Raw genomic sequence first — 24420 nt, 5'->3', positions numbered from 1 at the left:
ATTTACTTCTGTAATGATTTATAATATTGACCTTTTTCAACGTATTGCGTGCGAATACGCTCCATATCTTTACGGTCTTCTGCTGTTAATTCACGAATGACTTTCGCGGGACGACCGAAAGCTAACGTGTTTGGTGGAATTTTCTTTCCTTGTGAAACGAGGCTTCCAGCGCCGATAAAAGCTCCTTCGCCAATTTCAGCACCATCTAATATAATGGATCCCATTCCAATTAAAGCATCTTTTTTAATATGACAACTATGTAAAATAACTTGATGCCCAACTGTAACATCATCTTCTAAGATAAGAGGATACTGAGGGCTTTGGTGGAGTGTACATTGGTCTTGTACATTTACTCGGTCTCCAATGATCGTTGGTGACACATCACCACGGATGACTGTATTAAACCAAATACTTGATTCCTCGCCAACGTAAACATCGCCTGTAATCGTAACATAGTCAGCGATAAAAGCACTACTCGCAATTTTCGGTTTTTTTTCTTTGTAAGGATATATCATGTAAAGTCTTCCTTTCCTAGAGACTAGTTTTAGTGTATCAAATTATGAGAAAGAGTGAAATGGAGGAGAGCCGTATGTGGAATTATGAAGCGGAGGAAGCAAAGGCTGTCATTGTTATTGTGCACGGCGCAATGGAATATCACGGACGTTACGAAGCCGTTGCGGAAATGTGGAATCATATCGGCTACCACGTCGTGATGGGGGATCTTCCGTCACATGGAACGACTTCAAGAAATAGAGGACATATTGATTCATTTGATGAATACATAGAGGAAGTTAAACTATGGGTGAAAGAAGCAAGAAAGTATAGGTTACCTATTTTTCTATTCGGTCATAGTATGGGTGGTCTTATTGTCATTCGTATGATGCAAGAAACGAAGAGAGAAGATGTAGAGGGTATTATTTTGAGTTCGCCTTGTTTAGGGGTAGTGACTGGACCCTCTGCTCCGCTTCAATTTGCTTCAAAAATATTAAATGTTGTGGCTCCAAAATTGCAATTTGCAACGAATCTTACGGTGGAAATGTCAACACGTAACCACGAGGTGAGAGATGCAATGGAGAATGATTCTTTGTTCTTGCGCAAAGTATCAGTACGTTGGTATAGTGAATTGATTAAGTCTATCGAAATTGCTCATAAAAAAATAGATGATTTTCCAGATGTTCCGCTCTTGCTAATGCAAGCTTGTGAGGATAAACTTGTAGATAAAACACGTGTCCGCACTTGGTTTGATAATGTTAAAATAAGTGATAAGGCTTTTAAAGAATGGCCGAATTGTTATCACGAGTTATTAAATGAGTATGAGCGTGATGAAATTTTGAGTTATATTCAGTCATTTACTGAAATGCATGTCAATAATATAGTAAAAACAAACAAATAAATCATTATTTGTACATTTAATAGAGGAGATGAAGGAAGAAGTGAACGTACCGAGTAATCCCATAACGCTCATGGCGAAAGTATACCGTGATGTGTTTCCGGTTGTACACCATGAGCTAGCGATGTGGAAAGAGCGTGCCTACCATATTCCGAATGATGAGCTTCATAGTCAGGCAATCGCAAGTATTGAGCATAAAACGTTTCATTGTGAGGGCGGTGGCATTTTAGCTCTGCTAGCAAACGAACACCGAGAAGAATGTATTCGTTTTATCGTAGCGTATCAAACGATCAGCGACTATTTAGATAATTTATGTGATCGCAGTACATCACTTGATCCAAATGATTTTGCCGCACTGCATGAATCGATGTTAATGGCATTATCACCTGAAGTAGAAGGTGGCGGTAATTATTATCGTTATCGTGATGATCAAGATGATGGTGGTTATTTAGATGAACTTGTTGAAACATGCCAAGATGTTTTAAAGAAAACGAAGCACTATGACAAAATTGCTCCTGTTCTTCATGAACTTGCTTGTTATTATTGTGATTTGCAAATTCATAAACACGTGAAATTAGAAGAAAGAGAGCCGCGCCTGAAAAATTGGTTTGAAGCACATAAAGAAAACTTACCTGAGATGAGTTGGTTTGAATTTTCAGCATGTGCCGGTTCTACACTTGGAATTTTCTGTCTTGTAGCATATGCATTTCATGATGAATTACATGATGAAGATATTGCGAAAATTAGACAAGGGTACTTCCCTTACGTACAAGGCCTTCATATCTTACTTGATTATTTCATTGATCAAGAAGAAGACCGCGCCGGCGGGGATTTGAATTTCTGTAGTTATTATGAAAACGAGCAAGCAATATTAGATCGTATGAAACACTTTGTAGAAGAAGCAGAGAAGAGCATTGGTGATTTGCCTCATGCGAAGTTTCATCGCCTTATAAGCCGAGGATTACTTGGTATTTATTTATCAGATCAAAAAGTTTCAGCACAAAAGAATATGCACAAAATGGCACGGCGCATTGTAAAGTACGGAGGCCTCACTTCACGATTCTTCTATTGGAACGGGAAGATGTACCGAAAGAAAACAGCGCAGTGATGAAGAAAACCACTCATGTAGAGTGGTTTTCTTTTCATTATGATCGTATTTTTAAAAATACATATATAAGAAGTTCAATTGCAAAAATAACTAAAACAGATAGTCCAAATAAAGGCATGACAGCGCCTAGTATCACCATCATGATAAAGAAAACGAATATACTTTTCTTATCTCTTTGTTTTGGAGGTGCTGCTAATTTTCCTTTCGGCTTTCTTGCTAACCACATTTTTATTCCGTAATAAATGAGAAGTAGTAGAGATAATGTCGTTAGTAAGCATAATATTTTATTTGGCCATCCGAATAAATGTCCTTCATGAAGCGGGATACCGTAAGTGAACCATTGTGCAAGTAATCCATAATCACGATAGTCCGTTTTTGAAATGAGCTCCCCGCTATATTGGTCAAAGTAAGCTGTTATCTCTTCATTTGGTGCAACATGCATACCTGTAATACCAGAACCGCTCGATTTCGAAACAGTGAATACACCTTTCGGATCAGCTGGTAGTGAAATAACATATGGCTTCTTTATTTCAATTCCTTTTTGTAATTCATCGACAGAAATTGCTTTCGGTTCATTTGAATTTGATTCAGGCGGAGCTTCTTTTCTTGTTGCCCACGGCAATTCTTTTACCTTTGATTCAGGCGGAGCCATGTACAATTTTGGATATCCGAGTGATTCATTTGACGATGCGATTTTATAAATTTGGTTCCCCATAAATCCTGACCATGGCAATCCAGATGCGACTAGCAGAAAGAGAGGAATTGTAAATATAATACCGATAATAGAATGACGTCTTTTTGCTTTTTCTCGCTTATTGGATGATGGTGTGTTTTTGAATTGTCGTATACTCATGTACAATCCGGTTACGATTAAAAAGATTGTCCAGCATGCCGCGAGTTCTACAGTATAGTTTACGACAGTGCCACCAACTAAAAGAGAACTATGTAATTCCCTCATTATATTGGCAAACGTTTCACTTGCATTTTGATCCCCAACAATTTGATTATTGCTGTCTAAATACACATATTTTTGTTGCCCAGTATACTCATTTGCAATGGTAAGTCTCGTATTATAATCCCCATTAAACTCACTAATTTTCGCCACGCTATAATGTGGATATTTTTTCTCTGTTAAGGAAATAGAATCAGACATCGAAATAGATTCTGTTTGAGCACTCTTCCCAAAATATAAATCTTTATAGATGAAATCTTCAACTTCCTCCCGAAATAAATACCCAATTCCGCTCAGTGACAACGTAATAAGAAGCGGCGTAATAAAAAGCCCAGCATAAAAATGCCAACGCCAAAAAATGTAATGAAGCGAACGATTTACTTTCATACTTTCAGTTCCCCTAACCTTCCCTATATGAATAACTACTTATTTAATATAGCGAGATTAAGTGTGATTACTTTGAAAGAATTGTGAAGAAAGTTAAAAGTTTTTAGGATGATTTTCATAAAACATAAAACACATTTCAAAAGGGATGTTTTCTATGTTTATGAAGATCTCTTTATATTTGATAAGTACATCCTAACAACCGCTTTCGCAAGACATTGAGAAGAATCAACAAAATTCTCACTAGCCGCCACAACATTCAAATCAGTACATGCGATAATTGCGGTATCTACTTCATCCTTCAACTGCACAACGAGCGCGCTCCATAATTTGCGAGCTTTTTCAACTTCCCCGCTTTTAATATACGTAATAATTTGATTAATCATCGTTTGCCATTTTTCATAATGAATGTATTCTATATTCCGTTTTGCAATCCCATCTTGGTAAATCCCAGCTTGAACAGTTGCTTCTGTTGCGAGAAGAGCGACTCTTTTTGTATTTTCAGGAATTGCTTGTAACGTTTCATCGACTATATTTAAAATCGGGATAGAAAGCGAACGCTGTAATTCTTCAAAATAAAGATGCGCCGTATTGCACGGCATAGCGATAAAGCTTGCGCCAGTACTTTCAAGTTTTTGTGCTCCTTCAATAATTGCTTTTTTCATCGCTTCGTGATCAATAGGACGATCCATGTAAAACGGTGTTGGGCACGAATAGATCATCATATGAGGAAAGTCCATATCATACTTTGCTCCGTATATTGTTTGGCACTTTGCTACAACTGTATCGACGAATGGCCCAGTTGATTTTGGTCCCATTCCTGCTAGTATTCCGATCATTGTTTCGTCTCCTTTAAGAATGTTTACATCCATTATATAGGAGAATAACAAAAAGACGTGCAATGAATGCACGTCTTTTTTTGTTATGTTTTGTCGAACAATCGATATATCCGAGAAATCGTTGATATATTGTAAGTTATGATAGATATATCGAAAAAATCGTTGATATATCCCGAGTTACGATAGATATAATTGAAAAATCGTTGATATATTATCGCTTCTCAATCGCCACAATAAATGGCGGGTTATTTTGTTGATTAATGAAGCCATATCGCAGTACGTGTGCTTGTTTTTGGTCTAGTTCTTGGGCAAATTTAAGTACAGCGTCGCGTTCTACTTGTCCTTCTGGATGTCCGTGGTAAATGACAAGGACGATGATACCTTCAGGCGCCATTACGTCTAATAATTGCTCAATCGCCGAGATTGTTGAGTTCGGTTTTGTGACGATATGCTTGTCTCCGCCTGGAAGGTAACCTAAGTTGAAAATCGCGCCTGTTACTTTTCCTTTTGCATCTTCTGGTAATATGGATAGAAGTGTATCGTGACTATCGTGAACTAAAACAGTACGTTCAAAAAGTTCTTTTTCTTTTAGACGAGTTGTTGAGCTTTCAATTGCCTCTTTTTGAATATCAAATCCAAATACTTTTCCGTTATCTCCAACGATTTCAGCTAGGAAGCAAGTGTCATGGCCGTTTCCTAAAGTTGCATCTACAGCGTAATCGCCTTCTTTTACTGCCGTTTGCAGAAGCGAGCGAGCAAACGGTAATACACGTTCTAATTTCATTTTTGTTTCTCCTCATTTGCATATTTTCCTTGCCAGCTTCCGCGGCGTACAAATTCTGCATCAATGGAATTTAATACTTCCCATTTATTTAAGCTCCACATTGGACCAATCATTAAATCAGGCGGACCGTCACCTGTGATGCGGTGCACAATTACGTCTTCTGGAATCATTTCAAGTTGGTCAACAACGAGACTTACGTAATCCTCAAGAGAAAGGAACTCGAGTTGTCCTTTTTCATATTGCTTCACCATTGGCGTTCCTTTTAATAAGTGAAGTAAGTGGATTTTAATTCCTTGTACATCAAGCTTCGCTACTTCACGAGCTGTTTCCATCATCATGTCGTAATCTTCAAGTGGAAGGCCGTTAATAATATGAGAACAAACTTTAATGCCGTGCTTACGTAATTTATTTACACCTTCAACGTAAGAAGGATAATCGTGAGCACGATTAATAAGATTTGCAGTACGTTCATGGACGGTTTGTAGTCCGAGTTCAACCCAAAGGTAAGTGCGTTTATTTAAGTCCGCTAAATATTCAACAACATCGTCCGGTAAACAATCTGGACGAGTCGCAATAGAAAGACCGACAACGTCTTTTTCTGCTAGAAGCGGTTCGAATTTTTCTTTTAACACTTCAAGTGGTGCATGTGTATTTGTGTACGCCTGGAAATAAGCGATACATTTTCCGTCTTTCCACTTTGAGCGCATTTTTTCTTTCATTTCATGATATTGCGTTATAACATCATCGCGGCGATCGCCAGCGAAGTCACCAGATCCAGCAGCACTGCAAAATGTACAACCGCCATAAGCAACTGTACCGTCACGGTTCGGGCAATCAAAGCCAGCATCTAATGAAACTTTAAAGATTTTTTCACCAAATTCATTTCGTAAATGATAATTCCATGTATGATAACGTTTATTGTCGTTTGTATATGGAAAAGGGTTTTGAACCTTCATTACTTTCCCTCCTAAGCCGAGTCAAAATGAAACAAAATCCATTATAACATACTCATAAGGTTCAGATGGAAGGGACACACTAAAGGGGAATTGAAGCAAGGAGGGACAATTATGGCAGAGCGTCAATCACTTGAATCGTATATTACACAAGCGGAACAAGCGGTGGAATATGCGAAAGAACAATTAGACCAAGGTATGAGACAAGAGCATTATAATACGATGGAGTATTCGGATGCGCAGTTACAATTAGAACAAGCGTATAACGATTTACAAACGATGCAACAACATGCAAATGATGAGCAACGTGAGCAATTAAATAGAGCACGTATGGCAATTCGCCAATTGCAACATCAAATGATTATTACACCGCACTAATAAGGAGTGAATGTAATGGCGAAACGTTCAGATCAAAATAACCCAGAACAAAAAACGCAAAATGGACATAACGCTGAGTTTTCGAATGAACTTGATCCGATTGTTCAAGTAAAACAGCGTAATAGTAAAAAAGGACAACCTCAAAAATCGAAACAATCAGAGTAGACCAGGTCGCAATATGACCTGGTTTTATTTTGCTATATGACAATAATGTAAGATTCCTGTAAGGTTTGTCGATAGTTGTGAGCAGCTTTCTCCAGTAGAGTAAGAAAGGATTAAGTTTTATACAAGGAGTTGCTTTATGGGGAACAATATTATAAACAAGCGAATTGATGAGTTAGATTACATTCGTGGCTTTGCACTACTAGGGATTATTTTAGTAAATATTTTAGCACTACTTAATATTAAAACTCCAGATCCTAATACAGTAGATGCTAGCTATCAAAGGTTTCTATACTTATTTGTAGAAGGTCGTTTCTTCTCGATTTTCTCATTCTTATTTGGAGTGGGATTCTATATCTTCATTACAAGAGCGATTGCGAAAGGGAAAAATGGATATGTTCTATTTTTCCGCCGCGTAGTTGCATTATTTATTTTTGGTTTGATTCATTACATGTTTCAGCCTGGAGAAGCGTTAACGTTATATGCAATTTGCGGATTAATCGTTTTACCGTTTTATAAAGCGAAAAAACAAGTGAACTTAGTAATTGGTCTTATTTTGACAATAGCCTTTAGTGTAATGGGTGTTAAAGAACTATTACCACTTGGTTTAATTTTATTAGGTCTTGCTGCAGGACAATATCGTGTATTTGAAAATCTTTCGCAAAATATAAAGAAAGTCGCTATTTTTACAGGCATTATGTTTGTTTTAAGTGTCATAGCTGTATGGTATCAATATGGACACGTGCCTGCTGGCCCATTTGTAAATATGATATTGATGAATGAAGACGGAACAATGGATGCTGCAAGCCAGTTTCTAAAAATTGGTATTACTGTTGGACCAATTATTTCAGCTTTCTATGTAGGAGCATTAATTTTATTACTTCAGTTAAAACCAGTTCAAACATTATTAGCACCATTGAAATACTATGGTCGTATGGCTTTAACAAATTATATCGGACAAACGGCAATGATTTTAATTGCCGGTAGTGTATTTAACTTTGCAGGTAACTTAACTTACATGCAGACTTTATATGTATGTATTGCAATTTATGCAATTCAAATTGTATTTAGCGTAATTTGGATGAAAATCTTTAAAATGGGTCCATTAGAATGGATTTGGCGTGTTATTACGTACTGGACGGTAACACCTTTAAAGAAATAGAGAGAGAAGTGGGCTGTTCCTTTTGTGGAGCAGCCTATTTTTATTTTCAGCTTTTGTAGTTGCGCCGATATATTTGAAAAATCGCCGATATAATTTCATTTACCGATTCGATATGTCACTAATATTCAAAGTAGTAAAAGCCAAACTTACACGCCCACCTTCTTTATATTACAAAAGTGTAAGGTAAATGTAATGTTAACAAATAGCAGTTCACCTCCAAAAGGCGCAAAATAGGTAATGGAAAAACAAGCGTAGGAGGATATATATGACGAAACCAGTTGTAGACGTGAAAAACGTTCAAAAAGTGTACGGTAAAAAAGGTGAGAACCAATCACACGCGTTAAAAGGTGTGTCATTCTCAATTCAAGAGGGTGAGTTTGTTGGAATTATGGGACCATCTGGTTCTGGTAAAACGACATTATTAAATGTAATTTCAACATTAGATAAAGCAACGGGCGGCGTTGTTGAAATTGCGGGTACGGATATTACAAAAATGAAGCAAGGTGAGCTTTCTGATTTCCGTTCACAAAAATTAGGATTCATCTTCCAAGATTTTAATTTGTTAGAAAACTTATCTATTTATGAAAACATTGCACTTCCACTTTCCTTGCAAGGTGTTCCATCACGTAACATTGGACCAAAAGTCGAGAAAGTAGCGGATATGTTAGGGATTACAGAAATACTTCAAAAGTACCCATCTGAAGTATCTGGTGGGCAAAAGCAACGTTCGGCAGCAGCGCGTGCTTTAGTGCATGAGCCGGCAATTATTTTAGGGGACGAGCCAACAGGAGCGCTTGATTCTAAAAATGCAACGAGTTTACTTGATGCGATGACAAACTTAAATAAAGATCAAGGCGTATCTATTATGATGGTTACACATGATCCGTACAGTGCAAGTTACTGTCAGCGTATTTTATTCATTCAAGATGGTGAGCTATATAAAGAAATTCACCGCGGCGGTACACGTGAAGAGTTTTATAAAGAAATTTTAGATGTGCTTGCGGACTTAGGCACACAAAAAGCGTAAGAAGGGAGGTTCTAGAGCATGTTATTTAAACTTTCCATGTCAGGGCTAAAAAGTAAGCTGAAAGATTATATCGTCTTACTTGTTGGTCTTGTCATGTCCATTTCAATTTTTTATATGTTTCAAACATTAGCGTTAAACGAGGCCTTCCTTAAGGAAAATTCTACTATTGGTCAAATTGGATTTGTATTCCAAGCAGGTTCATTTTTACTAGCTATTATAACGTTCTTCTATATTTTGTATGCGAACTCTTTCTTACTATCTCTTCGTCAAAAAGAGTTTGGTATGTATATGATGTTAGGAGCAAAAAAGCATAAAGTTACATTACTTATGTTTATTGAGACAATTGTATTAGGCGCCGCGTCTCTTGCAATTGGAATTGCAGTTGGTGTAGGACTTGCAGAAGGTATCGGTCAATTATTAATGAAACAATTAGAATTTGCTGGTGAAGGCTATAAAGCATTTTATCTGCCATCTATGACTGTTACGTGCATCTTCTTCTTTGCACTATTTGTATTATCGGCAATTATGAACAGTATTAAATTATCACGTATTTCTGTCCTGCAACTTGTACATGCAGACGCACAAACAGAACGTGTTGCAGTAAAAGGAAAAATGACAGGTGTAGTTGCATTCCTTGCGGTTATTTTATTAGGAATGGGCTATGCATCAATGATTTACATGGAAAAACTAAGAGAAATGGGAATCATTATTGCATTAATTACAACGACAGCTGGTACTTACATGCTGTTTGGATCACTTCTCCCGGTCTTTATTAAAAAGTTAAAGAGTAATAAAAAGCGTAGTGAAAAAGGACTTAACGCTTTTACATTTGCACAATTAAATTTCCGTATTAATAGTTTAACGAAGGTGCTTGCGACGGTAGCAATGTTAGTTGCGCTCGGAGCTGGTGCAATTTCAGGCGGTATGGCGTTTAAAAATAACGTTATAAAAATGGTTGATGGATTTGAAATTTATGATTCAGTAGTTCATAATCCAACGGCTGAAGAAAAGAAAATTTTAAATGGTATTACATTTAAAGAGAAAAATGAATATCGTTACAAAATCGATGATAAATACGTTTACTATGTAAAAGAGGATTTAGAGAAAAATCGTCCTGTAATAAGAGATATGGAAAATATGAAGTCGATGAAGGATGGCGTGAAAACGAAAAAAGTCTCAGAGGAACTACCAGTAGGTGCAGTTGCTAGAGAAATGAATGAAAAAGATGCGAATGCGAAAGAACTTCCACAAGAATGGGACGAGGCTTTCAGAACAATCCAACCATTCTATGTACATCAGGATCATGCAATTAAAATTGTAAATCAAAAAATGTACGATGAGATAAATGGTAAAGAAGGTATAGCATTTATCGGAAAAGTAGATGATTTCTTAACATATGAAAAAGAATGGAAAAAAATTGACGAGTTGCAACTAGATAAATATAAAAATGTAAAAGCTGAACAAATGAATAGTAAACATCAAATGTATGACATGTTCTACGGCTTTGCGAGCGGAACAGTGTTTATGGGATTCTTCCTTGGAATTGCGTTCTTAGCAATGATGGCAAGCTGTCTTATGTTTAAAATTCTTTCTGGTGCATCAAAAGATATTACGCGTTATCAAATGCTCCGTAAAATCGGTGTGCGCCGTGAGTTATTAACGAAATCGATTTATAAAGAGTTATTCTTAGTATTCTTATTCCCAGCAATTGTGGGTATCGCTCACGTATTAGTTGGTATGAATATTTTCGGATTTATTTTAATCGATCCGTACTTCCGTATTTGGGTACCAATCGTAATTTTCGTAGTTATTTATGCGATTTATTACTTCATTACAGTTCAATTGTATAAAGGAATTGTTCTTCCGAAAGAAGATTAATAATAAAAACCGAGCAAAAACGCTCGGTTTTTATTATTTTCAGAAAAAATACTTTAATGTTACTGATATATATAATATAATGCAAGTAAGTAACGTAATATAAAAGTAGAAGTAGCTGTATAAGGAAAGGAGGAATCCAATCTGTAGAAAGAAGCTGAACTTTTATCCCCACATTTTTTACCGCAACGTATTTATACAATCGTAAGTTTCCACATTGAAAGTTTTCAGAACCACCTGAGTATATTGTGAAAATAATGGATAACACATGGAAATCTCATAGCATGATAAGGTAAAATGGACAACATAATGAGAAAATTACCGTTCATAAGATGAGGAGAATACATGTATGGAAGTTGTAGAGGCATTAAAAGATATAAGCCAAATTGAGGCTATGAAAAAATATTTAAAAGAGCACTCCCAGCGAGATTATCTTTTATTTGTTATTGGAATTAACACAGGATTAAAAATTACAGAATTACTTAGCATGAAATTTGAAGATGTATTAAATGAAGATGGGACTGTTAAAGAGTTTTATACTCTTCCTGTGAAAGATGAAAAATTCAAACAAGATATTTATTTAAATACAAAAGTAAAAGAAGCGCTTTTAGATTACGTACAATCTATTGGCGTTAAAAGAGAAAATTACGTATTTCAATCTAATAAAACGCCAAATTCAATTACGCGCCAACAAGCGTATCGTGTAATTCATAATGCTGCAGAAGCAGTTGGAGTTGTTGGTAAGATCGGAACGAATTCAATGCGAAAAACATTCGGATTTCATGCGTACAAAAGAGGGATAGCGATTGCGCTGTTGCAAAAACATTTTCATCACGCGACTCCATCAGAGACGCTAAAGTATTTAGGTATTTCAAAGGATGAGACCTTTAAAACGGAGATTGATGTCGATTTATAAAAGCCGTAACTAAAAGAATTAGGAGGCGGAAAATATGAATATTAGAGAGAGTGAACTGCCGGGTATTGGATGTAAGTTTGAAGTGATTACAAAAGGTAATGAAAAGATGGTTATCGTTATTCATGATGATGGCCGAAGAGAAATGTACCATTTTGATGCTGATCATGAGGAGAGTATTTCAAGCGTCTCTCTTCGTGATTCCGAAGCGAGACAAATTGCAGCTATATTGGGCGGAATGGTATATAGACCACAAGCTTTAGATACGATTGAAATGGCCTTTGAAGGATTATCAATTGAGTGGTTTAAGGTGGAAAATAATGCACCAGTCGTACAAAAAACAATTGGTAGTTTACATGTCCGAAACACATATAATGTAACGATTATTGCCATTTTGAAAAAGAATATGAAGAAGTTCTTTAATCCAGGCCCAGATTCTATCATTGAAGCTGGCGATATGCTTGTATTATCAGGTGAAAGACATGAAGTAAAAAGAATTATTAATGAGTTGCTTTCAGTAGGAGGGGATTCATAATCGATGGATACTTTAATCTTTGAAGTTGGGACTGCGTTAGTATTAGTCGCTTTTGCAGCTATTCTCGCTGCAAAGTTAAAGTTCTCGATTATTCCGTTTCTCATTATACTCGGTATGCTAGTGGGGCCACATGCGCCAGATTTAGGGCTTATCGATTTAAGATTTATTGAAAGCGGAGAAGTTATTTCCTTCCTCGGCCGTGTTGGCGTTATATTCCTCTTATTCTATTTAGGCTTAGAATTCTCAATTAAAAAATTAATTAAATCAGGAAAATCAATTGCTTTTGGGGGAACTGTTCATATATCGCTTAATTTTATATTAGGTTTACTTTACGGATATATAATGGGTTTCCCCTTATTAGAAACATTAATTATTGCTGGGATTATAACAATTTCATCGAGTGCAATTGTTGCGAAAGTAATTGTTGATTTAAGAAGATCTGGTAATAAAGAGACGGAGCTAATTTTAGGAATCATTATGTTTGATGATATCTTTTTAGCCGTATATTTATCAGTCGTTTCAGGATTAGTACTCGGAGGGGCAACGTCACTTGTAGGGGCTCTTACATCTATTTTAATCGCAGTAGGGTATATGCTACTATTCTTTGTAGTTGCTAGAAAAGCTACACGATTTTTAAATAAAATGTTAGATATTTCGTCCAATGAAATTTTTATTATCGTAATATTCGCTATTTTGTTCTTTGTAGCAGGATTTTCAGAAACGATTCATGTCGCGGAGGCGATTGGAGCATTATTATTGGGGCTCGTCTTTTCTGAAACAGAGCATAGTGATCGAATTGAACAGCTCGTTGTTCCGTTTCGTGATTTCTTTGGAGCTATATTCTTTTTCAGCTTCGGTTTAAGTATAGACCCATTTTCACTTGGAGGAGCAGTGTGGTTGGCATTAGGAGCAGTTTTCATTACTCTTATCGGTAATTTTACTGCTGGAATGGTTGCGGGGCGTAAAGCTGGGTTATCGCATAAGGCTTCTACGAATATCGGTTTAACACTTGTATCACGCGGAGAATTTTCCATTATCGTCGCGAATATTGGAATTGCGGGCGGCTTAATGGCAACTATTAAACCATTCTCAGCTTTGTATGTTTTAATATTAGCATCGTTAGGACCTTTGTTAACGAAAGAATCTGGGAGAATATATTCCTTATTAGATAAAATATTTAAATGGAGCGCTAAAGAAAGTGCGAAGCGAGAAAAGGAAGTTGGATAGTATAAAGAGGCTGCATGAACTTCATGCAGCCTCTTTATACATTGTTACTGTTGTCATTTTTTGTCGGTAAGTCGATATATTTTAATAATCGCTGATATAATCCAAGAAGTAATCAGTATAATTTCATTTACCGTCGAACCATTATCTGAATTTCATCAACTATTAATCAGTTGCCTTCCTATTTAAAAACGACTACAATTTTACTGTTATATATATGAACGAAAAAAATAGAATAGGAGGGGAAACTATGCCAAGGAAAGTATGGCTATTAGTAGCTGGGATGATTATTAATGTCACGGGTGCTTCTTTTTTATGGCCTTTTAATACAATTTATTTGCATGATCACCTAGGAAAATCTTTATCTGTGGCCGGAATGGTATTAATGATCAATTCGCTTACTGGTGTAATCGGAAACTTGCTCGGCGGTGTTTTATTTGATAAATGGGGCGGTTATAAATCAACTTTAGTAGGGATTGTGATTACACTTGTATCGATTTTAGGTCTTGTGTTCTTCCACGGTTGGCCGTTATATGTTGTATGGCTAGCGTTAATCGGCTTCGGTTCTGGAATGGTCTTCCCATCGATGTATGCGATGGTTGGTACGGTTTGGCCAGAAGGCGGAAGACGGGCATTTAATGCGATGTACGTTGGACAAAATGTTGGTATTGCGATCGGAACAGCATGTGGTGGATTAGTTGCATCGTATCGTTTTGATTATATTTTCTTAGCGAATTTTATTTTATACTTTGTTTTCTTTTTAATTGCTTTTATTGGATTCCGCGGTATGGAAGACAAGAAAGAGCCAGGAGTGCAAAAAGAAGTCGAAACGAAAAAAGGGTGGTCACTTACACCTGGATTTAAAGCACTTCTTATCGTGTGTGTAGCATATGCTTTATGCTGGGTTACATACGTACAGTGGCAAGGAGCGATTGCAACACATATGCAAGAATTGAATATTAGCCTTCGTCACTATAGTTTACTATGGACGATAAACGGAGCGATGATTGTTTGTGCGCAACCACTTGTTAGTATGCTAATTCGTTGGATGAAGCGTTCTTTAAAACAACAAATTATGATTGGAATCTTCATTTTTGCGGCGTCATTCATTGTGTTAAGTCAAGCGCAGCAATTTACGATGTTCCTCGTTGCGATGGTAACATTAACAATTGGTGAGTTATTTGTATGGCCTGCGGTTCCAACGATTGCAAATATACTTGCACCAAAAGATAAATTAGGATTTTATCAAGGTGTCGTAAATAGTGCGGCGACTGTAGGGAAAATGTTCGGACCGGTCGTTGGCGGAGCAATTGTGGATTTATACAATATGGAAGTATTGTTTATAGCAATCATGGTAATGCTTGTAGTAGCGCTTATAGCAACGAGCATTTATGATAAACGAGTAAAAGTAGAAGAAACAGTTGAAGAAAAAATTGCAGTTTAGTTTGACGGAACATGTAACATGTTTTAGAATATATTTAAATAAAACAACCTTTAGAACAAGGGAGATAGCTCGGCTGTCTTAAGATGAATTCGTTAGTTATTAAGAGTAACGATTAACCGAGAAGTCCTCGCTTTAAGTAAGCTCTTAAGAGATACTAGGTGAAGGATAGTTCACTTAACTTATATGTGTAATAACAGTGAGAAGGAGTAGTAGTAATAGAAGCGGGTTTAGAGAGTTGACGGTCGGTGCAAGTCAATCCACGTTTCGTTATGAACTCGCCTTTGAGTTGCAGTTGTGAAACTAATAGTAGCAATTGCCGTTAATCCACGTTACGGATCTAAGCGAATGTATATTTGTACATTAATTTAGGGTGGTACCGCGGGAATCTATAACCTCTCGTCCCTTTCTAGGGATGAGAGGTTTTTTGTATTTTGGGCGGTGAAAATAAATAGAATTTCAAGGAGGGTATCTCATGAGCTTTAATCATCAAGAAATTGAGAAGAAGTGGCAAGGGTACTGGGAAGAGAATAAAACATTCCGTACGCCAGATGAGACAGAAAAACCAAAATTTTATGCACTAGATATGTTCCCATATCCATCAGGTGCAGGCTTACACGTAGGACATCCAGAAGGTTATACAGCGACAGATATTTTATCTCGTATGAAGCGTATGCAAGGATATAACGTTCTGCATCCAATGGGATGGGATGCATTTGGTCTTCCAGCAGAGCAATATGCACTTGATACTGGAAACAGCCCAGCTGAATTTACAGAGCATAATATTAATACGTTCCGTAACCAAATTAAATCATTAGGTTTCTCTTACGATTGGGACCGTGAAGTAAATACAACAGATCCAAACTACTATAAGTGGACGCAATGGATCTTCCTAAAACTATTTGAAAAAGGCTTAGCTTACGTTGATGAAGTACCTGTAAACTGGTGCCCAGCACTTGGTACAGTACTTGCAAACGAAGAAATCATTGACGGTAAGAGTGAGCGTGGTGGACATCCAGTTGAGCGTCGTCCGATGAGACAGTGGATGTTAAAAATTACAGCTTACGGAGATCGTCTATTAGAAGATCTAGATGAGCTTGATTGGCCTGAAAGCTTAAAAGATATGCAACGTAACTGGATCGGTCGTTCTGAAGGTGCAGAAGTACACTTCAACATCGATGGTACAGACGAGAAATTCACAGTTTTCACAACGCGCCCTGATACATTATTTGGTGCAACATACTGTGTACTAGCTCCAGAACATGCACTTGTTGCAGAAATTACAACAGCAGAACAAAAAGAAGCGGTAGAAGCTTACATTAACGCTGTAAAAATGAAGAGTGACCTAGAGCGTACAGAACTTGCGAAAGAGAAAACTGGTGTATTCACTGGTGCTTACGCAGTTAACCCAGTAAACGGTGAGAAATTACCAATCTGGATCGCTGACTATGTTCTTGCAACTTACGGAACAGGTGCTGTAATGGCAGTTCCAGCTCACGATGAGCGTGACTATGAATTCGCATCAGTATTTAATCTTCCAATGAAGGAAGTTGTAAAAGGCGGAGATATTACGAAAGAAGTGTACACAGGTGATGGTGCACACGTAAACTCAGCATTCCTTGATGGATTAAATAAAGAAGAAGCAATCGCAAAAATGATTGAATGGCTTGAAGCAACGAGCGCAGGAAATCAAAAAGTAACGTACCGTCTACGTGACTGGTTATTCAGCCGTCAACGTTACTGGGGTGAACCAATTCCAGTAATTCACTGGGAAGATGGTACAATGACAGCTGTGAAAGAAGAGGAATTACCATTAGTTCTTCCGAAAACAGAAAACATCCGTCCTTCAGGTACAGGTGAATCACCACTTGCTAACATTGACGAGTGGGTAAATGTTGTTGATCCTGAGACTGGTAAAAAAGGTCGTCGTGAAACGAACACAATGCCGCAATGGGCTGGTAGCTGCTGGTACTACCTACGTTACATCGATCCAAACAATAGCGAAGCACTTGTAGATCCTGAAAAAGTAAAACAATGGCTTCCAGTTGATATTTATATCGGTGGTGCAGAACATGCCGTACTTCACTTACTATATGCTCGTTTCTGGCATAAAGTATTATACGATATCGGTGTAGTTCCAACGAAAGAGCCATTCCAACAATTATTCAACCAAGGTATGATTCTAGGTGAAAACAACGAGAAAATGAGTAAATCAAAAGGTAACGTTGTAAATCCTGATGATATCGTAGCAAGCCACGGTGCAGATACACTTCGTCTATACGAAATGTTCATGGGACCATTAGATGCTTCAATTGCTTGGTCTGAAAATGGTCTTGACGGAGCTCGTCGTTTCCTAGACCGCGTATGGCGTCTATTCGTTCAAGATAACGGTGAATTAAGTGAGAAAATTACTGACGCACCAAATAAAGAGCTTGAAAAAGCTTACCATCAAACAGTGAAGAAAGTAACAGAAGACTATGCAGAGCTTCGCTTCAACACAGCGATTTCTCAAATGATGGTATTCATCAACGATGCATACAAAGCTGAAACACTTCCAAGAGAATATGTAGAAGGTTTCGTAAAAATGATTGCACCAGTTGCACCTCATATCGGGGAAGAGCTATGGAGCAAACTTGGATACAATGAAACAATCACATATGCAAGCTGGCCAACATTTGATGAGTCTAAACTTGTAGAAGATGAAGTTGAAATTGTTGTTCAAGTTATGGGTAAAGTTCGCGCAAAACTAACAATGAGTAAAGACGCATCAAAAGAAGAAATGGAACAACTTGCACTTGAAGCAATTCAAGACCAAATTGAAGGGAAAACAGTTCGTAAAGTAATTGTTGTTCCTGGAAAACTTGTTAATGTTGTTGCAAATTAATTTATTCTAAATAAAAGCTCAGAGTATGTATACTCTGAGCTTTTTTGTGTAGAAAATAATCTCTGGATCACCCTAGTCTAAGTTTTCAATTATTCCAATACGTACAAATAAAAGAGCGGAATTCCAATACAGACAAACACCTATTTTTCTATAGGAAATATGATAAAAAAGGTAGGCTAAATTGAGTAGAAGAGGTGAAAGGAATGAAAGGGATGGACAATAATGCACCACATGGCTTTTTCGGAGGTGGATCGGATAGTTATGAACAAATGATGTTAATGGGAGGCGGACAACAAGGATATGGCGGAATTCCGAGCTGGATGGGTGGAACACCTGGAGGATTTTCCACATCAGTAGCTGGAGCACAAACAGGAATCCCAACATTTGTAGGCGGAGCAGCCGGAGGAGTACCAGTAGGCGTACCAACTACATTCCCATCTTTCGTTGGAGGAGTACAAACAGGATTTCCGGTACCGGGAGTAGGTGTTGTGGCAGGCGGAGTAGGTGGTTATCCACAAGGTTTTTACGGTCACCATGGCCACCACGACGGTCATCATGGACACCATCATCAAGGTCACCATGGCCATCATGGACATCATCACCACCAAGGTCACCATGGCCATCATGGACACCATCACCACCAAGGTCACCATGGCCATCATGGACATCATCAACAACAAGTACATCACCACGGCCACCATCATATACATCCGCAGGCTGTTCTTTATCAAACTCACCAAGGCCAACATGGTCACCATGGACATCACCACCAAGGCCAACATCATGGACACCAAGGTCACCACCATCACCAAGGTCATCAAGGCCAACACGGTCATCATGGGCACCAAGGCCAACATCATGGACACCAAGGTCAACATCATGGACACCAAGGTCAACATCATGGACACCAAGGTCAACATCATGGACACCAAGGTCAACAGCACCAACAGCACCAACAGCACCAACAATATCAGCAATATCAACAACAACAACAATCTTCTCCTTGGACAGGTGGAATTGGAGCAGGAGGAGCGGGGGCAGCAGCAGGAGCGGCTAGCATTAGTGGAGCTGCAGGACATGCGGGACACGTGGGTCATTAATGATTGCCAGAAAAAAAGACATAATAAAAAACTGCTAGGAAATCCTAGCAGTTTTTTTCAGCTTCTTGACGCTGACGTTCAATTTCAGCACGAAGTTGTGGTTCCGGTGCTTGCCAGCCTTCTGGCTTTAGAATCTTACCGTCGCCTTCACGGAATCGAGGCTTCCCATCAGGGAATAGTTTTGCCATGTTGGCGTTGTTTACAATTTCGAATCCCTTATCTGGACGTACGCCCATTTCTGCAAACGTTCCGAATGCAAAGTAAATAAGGTCAATCAGTGCATCGTATTGATCTTCAACAGTCGTTGCCTCTAGAAATTCTTCTAGTTCTTCCTGCATAAAACTTGCACGGATTTTTGCACGCTCTTCTGTTAATTTTGTTGGAGTATTTGTCACAGGATGTCCGAATACTTCATGCATTTTCGCAACAAGTTCGTATCCTTTATCTAAACCTTTTTCGTTTGTCATGTTGTTTCATCCTTTCTTACGTTATGCCGAAGTTTATTGTAACATAAGGTGATTATGAAATGAAAAGAACATCTTATCGAAATAAGATGTTCGCTCGTTATTCTTCTTTTTTTATTAAAAGGGATGAAATAAGATCGATGCCAAAAATACCGACCAGTAACATTGGTATAACGACAAGCAAGTAACGTGTGAAGGAAACATTTTTTAAGTATGTATGAGCAAATAAAAAGACGCCGAGAAATAAAATACCATTTAAAATAGGCTTTACTAATTTTTTAGACATAAGCTCCCCCATAAATATCTTCTCTCTCTATTTGATAATAAAAAAACTCCTCTCTCCGTTGTATCATGCTGGAGAGAGGAGTTCAATCATTTCTCATTCAATGACACCAGAATTTGTAATATTTACGGTGTATTTTATATGAACCGGAACATCTTTATACATTTGTCTCCATTCTTCTAATTTGAATGGGCGATAATGTTGCTTATACTTTGCACCTAGCCCGAGAGGGTCGACGCCTAAAGATTTAAGTTGCTTAATTAACTTAGCAGCTTGTTTATCTAATTGTTTTTGGACATCTTTTTCAATGTTTTTTGTGTTCTTGTTATTTTCTAAGTTAATTTGTTTTGATAGTTCTTGAATACGTGCATCAAGACGAATGTTAATGAAAAAAGAAGGCTTTCCGTTTTTAATTTTTATATCGTAAGTTGGAACAGAACGAATATTATTAATCATTACGTACGCAGAATCTGTTTTAAATTCATGTGAATCTAATTTATGTTTCTCTAATAGTCCTTTAAATATGAACATATCTTTTTCCGCAATTTTACCGATATATTTATCTTTTTTAAAAAGGCCAATTCCGGTAATTTTTATTTTATCACCATGCTTCTTTAGAATGGGAATATAGTAGTCTTTTCCTTCTTGATAATAGCGAAATGCTCCTATATGTAGATTATCCGCTGGTAAAGGTCCGGTCTCCATGTTATGTTCTAGCAATTTTTTTATATAAATTGCAACGTTGTATGAAGTCGAATATTTGCCTTTTAAAAGTTCAGTACCATTCCCATCTAATAAAGCAGCATATAAAGCGTTCCCTATATTCACATCTCGAAGTAATGTATCGAATGAAGTAGACATTCCTGTTTTGGCAAGTCTTATTGTATATAGAGCGACACGCATTTGTCCGCTAGCAAATGGTTGAGAAGACTCTAAAGATGTGTCTGCTTTTACTTGTTTTACTGCATTTGCACTGCCTTCAAAAACTTGAACTTTATTTCCTTTTTTCTGAATGGGACAAACGAATGTCACTTTTACTTTATTATCTTTTGCGACATCAAAAACGCTTCCTTGAATAAGTTGTACATCATCGATAATATTTTTTTGTAAACATCCAATTAGACTGAAGAATGTTATACAAGAAATAAGTATTAATTTGCTTGTGCTTTTGATTTTTTCCATTTTCTTTTCACCCACACAATAATAAATAGGATTGGGATGTATACATAAATGAGCCAAAAACTAACTTTTGATACATTACTAATAAAGTTATTAATATCGTGTCTGTTGGTTAAAAGTTGCGAAACAATGAGAGTGATAAAGATAAAAGCAATTAAAATACCCCTTTGTTTTACACGGAATATTTCATGTGTTCCTCTCATTGACGCCCATAAAGGGAGGATGAAACTTGAAATAATAACGAGTGCATAGCCTGAAATTGCAATATATTCGAGTCTTTCTATAAATGGTAATTGAATGACTTGGGTCATAGAAAGTTGGGCCCATATCGTTTTTAACAATTGTTTTTCACTAAAAAATGCAAAGGCTAAAAGGGTGCTAAATAAATATAGAAGATTTGAAAATAGTGCTCCAAACTGAGCGTATTTATGAGATTGCATAGGCTTTTTCACAAATGGATACACCATGAGGTAAATTTCAAAACCGGTCATACTGTAGATTGACAGTTGAGCGGATTTTAAAATGTCTGAAAAAGAATGTGTGAATATAGGTAGTAAATTATCCCAATGTGAATATTTCAAAACGAATAAGCTTAGAAATAAGTATCCTAATGTACCACCAACAGAGATGACGCAAATACCGGTAATTACACGAAATCCAGAAGAGATAATGTAATAGCTAACTAAGCATAAAAAGAGTGTTAACATAAAGGTGGAAGCGGTAGGAAACATCCATACTTGAATAATTTCAACATATGTTCGGATGACCGAAATACTAACGATTAAAAAATAAGCCATAAAGATGATGCTAATGCCATTTCCTAGCCATTTTCCAAATGTTTGCCGATGTAAATCAACTAAATTCCCATTTGTTTCTTTTAATAAGACATACATCATCCATATAAGAATATGGATGAAAATTCCTGTGATTATAACTCCCATCCATCCGTCGTATCCAGCGGCCTTTGCGATGATTCGAGCGAATCCGAGAACTCCAGCACCAAACTGTGCACCGTGAATTAAGAAGAAAACAAAGATAGGAGATATTTGATATTTTTCTTGAACTTTACTCATCAATGCACCTCATTTCTCAATCATCAAAATCTGATCTATGTTTTGTTGAAATTCCTTTCGCTGCTTTTTTTACATGTTGTGGTCTTGCTTGCACATCTCTCGTATCAATCATTGTTAATGGAAAACGAATCCAAGAATCTTTAACTGATTGTTGCCTTGTCGGATAAAACAAAGCGTACGGCTTACGTAAGGAAGTAAGTCTAAAGAGATGAGTAAATAAAAAGATAAATCCAAGAGAAATCCCGAACAATCCGCCTATTTCTGCAAACATAAGAAAAGGAAAGCGTAGTAATCGAACAGCGTTCCCCATTTTATAAATAGGTGTAATAAAGGAAGCGAGTGCTGATAGTGCAACGATAATTAATAAAATGTTACTCGTTAACCCAGCTTGTACAGATGCTTGCCCGATTACGATACCGCCTACAATACCGAGTGTTTGCCCAACTTTCATCGGTAACCTTGCGCCGGCTTCTCTTAATAAATCAATTGCAAGTTCTAAAAAGAGCGCTTCAATTAAAGGTGGGAATGGTACTTGTGCCCTTGATAAAATCAAAGTTTCAAGTAAATCACTTGGAATAAGTTCATAATGATAATTTAAAACTGCAACGTATAACGGTGTAGCGCAAATTGAAAATAGAACGGCAATTAATCTTAAAATCCTTGAAAATGTAGCGTACATCCAGGAGACGTTATAGTCTTCTGGTGAAATGAAAAAATCGAAATAGGATACAGGTGTTAGTAAAACACTTGGAGAACCATCAACGAAAATAGCGATTTTTCCATCAATTAGTGCTTTTGTAACTCTATCAGTACGTTCTGTATTGATATAGAGAGGGAAAATCGATTTTTCACCCATTAATTCTTGTAAATAAGCACTATCATTAATTTGATCATATTCAAGAGCGCGTAATGACTCTTCTAGAAAATCTACATTATCTTTTTCAGCAAGGTTGTCTAAATACATCATGACAACTTTTGTTTTTGAAAACTCGCCAATAATCATTTCTTTTGTTTGTAAATCTAAAACAGGAAGACGTTTTCGAACTAAATTAATGTTTGTATCAATATCCTCTACGAAACCTTCTTGCGGACCAATAACAGTTGATTCGTTTAAAGGAGGGGTTGGTGCACGATAATTATCAATTGCAATGTTTGCAAGCATACATTTTTGATCTTGCTGATTCAATTGAATAATCGCATGCCCCTTTAAAACCATATCCTCAATTTTTTGTAAGTCGTTCGTAATTGTAATGCCGCTCATTGGAATATGTTCTTTCAGCTCTTCTAGTGAAGCATTAGGTCGTTCCAAAAGAGTAGGCATTAAATATTTTTGTAATTTCTCTCCATCAAGCGAAGGACGATAGTAAGAAATCCAATAAGGCATCGTTTCATCGTCGGATGTATGATAATTCACAAAATCACTAGATTTTTTCAGCTTCTCTATTAAATTTTGTAAAGAATGGATACGGTCTTTTTCTGGTTTCGTAAAATCATAAATACTATTACCTTTAGAGTTTTGTTGCTTACTTTGAGAAGGTTCATCTTGCTTAGCGTTTTGTTGTTTATCTTGAGACGAATCACCTTGTTTAGCACCTTGTTGTTTATCTTGAGAGGAATCCTCTTGTTTAGTACTTTGTTGCTTATCTTGAGAGGAATCATCCTGCTTAGAGTTTTGTTGCTTATCCTGAGAAGAGTCATCTTGTTTAGAGTTTTGTTGCTTATCCTGAGAGGAATCCTCTTGTTTAGCACTTTGTTGCTTATCTTGAGAGGAATCATCCTGTTTAGAGTTTTGTTGCTTATCCTGAGAAGGTTCATCTTGTTTAGCGCTTTGTTGCTTATCCTGAGAAGAATCTTTTTGTTTAGTACTTTGTTGCTTATCCTGAGAGGAATCCTCTTGTTTAGTACTTTGTTGCTTATCCTGAGAGGAATCCTCTTGTTTAGTACTTTGTTGCTTATCCTGAGAAGAATCTTTTTGTTTAGTACTTTGTTGCTTATCCTGAGAAGAATCTTTTTGTTCGTGATTTTTACCTTTATTATGTTTCATACTTCTAGTCTGTTCTTTGTTATCATCCTCTTCATTGTTAGAATGCTGCTCCTGATTATCTGTTTCGTTTGCTTCTGGTTTATTTGATTTTTTTTTCTTACGTAACCAATTCCAAATCATGTGTATACCCTCTTTAATCTTGTAATATAGTGCTATTTTGTGGCTAATTTTGTATATTATTCATTTATTTATGAAAAGAAGAAGGAGATTAGTTTGCATGGAAAAAAATCTTTAGTAAGCAGTTCATACTATAACGGGAAGAGGGA

Annotated in this window: 23 protein-coding genes and 1 other annotated feature; of the genes, 13 read left to right on the top strand and 10 right to left on the bottom strand. The window is 37.0% G+C overall.

Annotated features, from left to right (window positions below; all coding sequences use genetic code 11):
- Positions 1-2: 2 nt before the first annotated feature.
- Positions 3-515, bottom strand: coding sequence for a gamma carbonic anhydrase (locus ACTL4X_RS24000; protein ID WP_000640188.1), 513 nt, complete (start codon positions 513-515; stop codon positions 3-5).
- A 74-nt stretch (positions 516-589) separates the two neighbouring features.
- On the opposite strand from ACTL4X_RS24000, the gene ACTL4X_RS23995 reads away from it, so the two are divergent.
- Both ACTL4X_RS23995 and ACTL4X_RS23990 read left to right on the top strand, forming a co-directional pair.
- A complete protein-coding gene (locus ACTL4X_RS23995) occupies positions 590-1393 on the top strand; it encodes an alpha/beta hydrolase (protein WP_000267421.1) in 804 nt (267 codons plus the stop codon).
- A gap of 40 nt (positions 1394-1433) precedes the next feature.
- A complete protein-coding gene (locus ACTL4X_RS23990) occupies positions 1434-2498 on the top strand; it encodes a tetraprenyl-beta-curcumene synthase family protein (protein ID WP_001102460.1) in 1065 nt (354 codons plus the stop codon).
- 37 nt (positions 2499-2535) lie between these two features.
- Here the strand turns inward: ACTL4X_RS23990 and ACTL4X_RS23985 are convergent, their stop codons facing one another.
- From ACTL4X_RS23985 to ACTL4X_RS23970, 4 genes are all read right to left on the bottom strand, one after another.
- Complete coding sequence (locus ACTL4X_RS23985; RefSeq protein WP_048538442.1) at positions 2536-3837, bottom strand: PepSY-associated TM helix domain-containing protein; 1302 nt, start codon at positions 3835-3837, stop codon at positions 2536-2538.
- A 158-nt stretch (positions 3838-3995) separates the two neighbouring features.
- Positions 3996-4673, bottom strand: a complete 678-nt coding sequence (locus tag ACTL4X_RS23980; RefSeq protein WP_063246420.1) for an aspartate/glutamate racemase family protein — start codon at positions 4671-4673, stop codon at positions 3996-3998.
- A gap of 211 nt (positions 4674-4884) precedes the next feature.
- A complete protein-coding gene (locus ACTL4X_RS23975) occupies positions 4885-5457 on the bottom strand; it encodes a class I SAM-dependent methyltransferase (protein WP_151640230.1) in 573 nt (190 codons plus the stop codon).
- Positions 5454-6413 carry a TIGR01212 family radical SAM protein gene (locus tag ACTL4X_RS23970; RefSeq protein ID WP_000868031.1) on the bottom strand — a complete coding sequence of 320 codons (960 nt, stop codon included), beginning with the start codon at positions 6411-6413 and terminating at the stop codon, positions 5454-5456. Before ACTL4X_RS23970 ends, ACTL4X_RS23975 begins: the two co-directional genes overlap by 4 nt.
- 111 nt (positions 6414-6524) lie before the next feature.
- On the opposite strand from ACTL4X_RS23970, the gene ACTL4X_RS23965 reads away from it, so the two are divergent.
- The 11 genes from ACTL4X_RS23965 (at position 6525) to ACTL4X_RS23915 (ending at position 19111) form a co-directional block, all read left to right on the top strand.
- On the top strand, positions 6525-6788 hold the full coding sequence (locus ACTL4X_RS23965; protein ID WP_000840869.1) for a YtzC family protein: 264 nt from the start codon (positions 6525-6527) through the stop codon (positions 6786-6788).
- 15 nt (positions 6789-6803) lie between these two features.
- Positions 6804-6953 (top strand): hypothetical protein, encoded by a 150-nt coding sequence (locus tag ACTL4X_RS23960; RefSeq protein WP_001129340.1) that lies wholly within the window; start codon positions 6804-6806, stop codon positions 6951-6953.
- A gap of 136 nt (positions 6954-7089) precedes the next feature.
- The gene (locus ACTL4X_RS23955; protein ID WP_000527695.1) at positions 7090-8112 is read left to right on the top strand and encodes a DUF418 domain-containing protein; all 1023 of its coding nucleotides are present in this window, start codon (positions 7090-7092) and stop codon (positions 8110-8112) included.
- Positions 8113-8377: 265 nt separating this feature from the next.
- A complete protein-coding gene (locus ACTL4X_RS23950) occupies positions 8378-9139 on the top strand; it encodes an ABC transporter ATP-binding protein (RefSeq protein ID WP_000165844.1) in 762 nt (253 codons plus the stop codon).
- 18 nt (positions 9140-9157) lie between these two features.
- Positions 9158-11017, top strand: coding sequence for an FtsX-like permease family protein (locus tag ACTL4X_RS23945; RefSeq protein WP_000897745.1), 1860 nt, complete (start codon positions 9158-9160; stop codon positions 11015-11017).
- 346 nt (positions 11018-11363) lie between these two features.
- A complete protein-coding gene (locus ACTL4X_RS23940; protein ID WP_000454210.1) occupies positions 11364-11930 on the top strand; it encodes a tyrosine-type recombinase/integrase in 567 nt (188 codons plus the stop codon).
- 34 nt (positions 11931-11964) lie between these two features.
- Positions 11965-12462, top strand: coding sequence for a cation:proton antiporter regulatory subunit (locus tag ACTL4X_RS23935; RefSeq protein WP_001026053.1), 498 nt, complete (start codon positions 11965-11967; stop codon positions 12460-12462).
- Positions 12463-12465: 3 nt separating this feature from the next.
- Entirely contained in the window at positions 12466-13689 is a 1224-nt protein-coding gene (locus ACTL4X_RS23930; RefSeq protein ID WP_000380179.1) for a cation:proton antiporter, read from the top strand.
- Positions 13690-13936: 247 nt separating this feature from the next.
- On the top strand, positions 13937-15130 hold the full coding sequence (locus ACTL4X_RS23925) for an MDR family MFS transporter (RefSeq protein WP_001137561.1): 1194 nt from the start codon (positions 13937-13939) through the stop codon (positions 15128-15130).
- 187 nt (positions 15131-15317) lie between these two features.
- Positions 15318-15537: a binding site (T-box leader), on the top strand.
- Positions 15538-15602: 65 nt separating this feature from the next.
- Complete coding sequence (gene leuS / locus ACTL4X_RS23920; RefSeq protein ID WP_000009461.1) at positions 15603-18011, top strand: leucine--tRNA ligase; 2409 nt, start codon at positions 15603-15605, stop codon at positions 18009-18011.
- Between the two features lie 203 nt (positions 18012-18214).
- Positions 18215-19111 carry a hypothetical protein gene (locus tag ACTL4X_RS23915; RefSeq protein WP_322375472.1) on the top strand — a complete coding sequence of 299 codons (897 nt, stop codon included), beginning with the start codon at positions 18215-18217 and terminating at the stop codon, positions 19109-19111.
- Between the two features lie 44 nt (positions 19112-19155).
- Here ACTL4X_RS23915 and ACTL4X_RS23910 read toward each other — a convergent pair whose 3' ends face one another.
- The 5 genes from ACTL4X_RS23910 to ACTL4X_RS23890 all read right to left on the bottom strand — a co-directional run bounded on the left by ACTL4X_RS23910 (position 19156) and on the right by ACTL4X_RS23890 (position 24274).
- Positions 19156-19578: a hypothetical protein gene (locus tag ACTL4X_RS23910; RefSeq protein WP_000180554.1), complete on the bottom strand. Its 423-nt coding sequence runs from the start codon at positions 19576-19578 to the stop codon at positions 19156-19158.
- Positions 19579-19675: 97 nt separating this feature from the next.
- Positions 19676-19861, bottom strand: coding sequence for a hypothetical protein (locus ACTL4X_RS23905; protein ID WP_000038781.1), 186 nt, complete (start codon positions 19859-19861; stop codon positions 19676-19678).
- Positions 19862-19954: 93 nt separating this feature from the next.
- Positions 19955-21040 (bottom strand): spore germination protein GerHC, encoded by a 1086-nt coding sequence (gene gerHC / locus ACTL4X_RS23900; protein ID WP_000411388.1) that lies wholly within the window; start codon positions 21038-21040, stop codon positions 19955-19957.
- The gene (locus ACTL4X_RS23895) at positions 21010-22110 is read right to left on the bottom strand and encodes a spore germination protein (RefSeq protein ID WP_000049053.1); all 1101 of its coding nucleotides are present in this window, start codon (positions 22108-22110) and stop codon (positions 21010-21012) included. Before ACTL4X_RS23895 ends, gerHC begins: the two co-directional genes overlap by 31 nt.
- A gap of 16 nt (positions 22111-22126) precedes the next feature.
- Positions 22127-24274, bottom strand: coding sequence for a spore germination protein (locus ACTL4X_RS23890; protein ID WP_075676845.1), 2148 nt, complete (start codon positions 24272-24274; stop codon positions 22127-22129).
- Positions 24275-24420: the final 146 nt, after the last annotated feature.

Origin of the sequence: Bacillus sp. RE35 (genome assembly GCF_052146655.1) — a bacterium.
GTDB classification, from domain to species: Bacteria; Bacillota; Bacilli; order Bacillales; family Bacillaceae_G; genus Bacillus_A; species Bacillus_A cereus.
The sequence above is the reverse complement of the archived record's forward strand: the minus strand, read 5'-3'. Positions and strand labels throughout refer to the sequence as shown.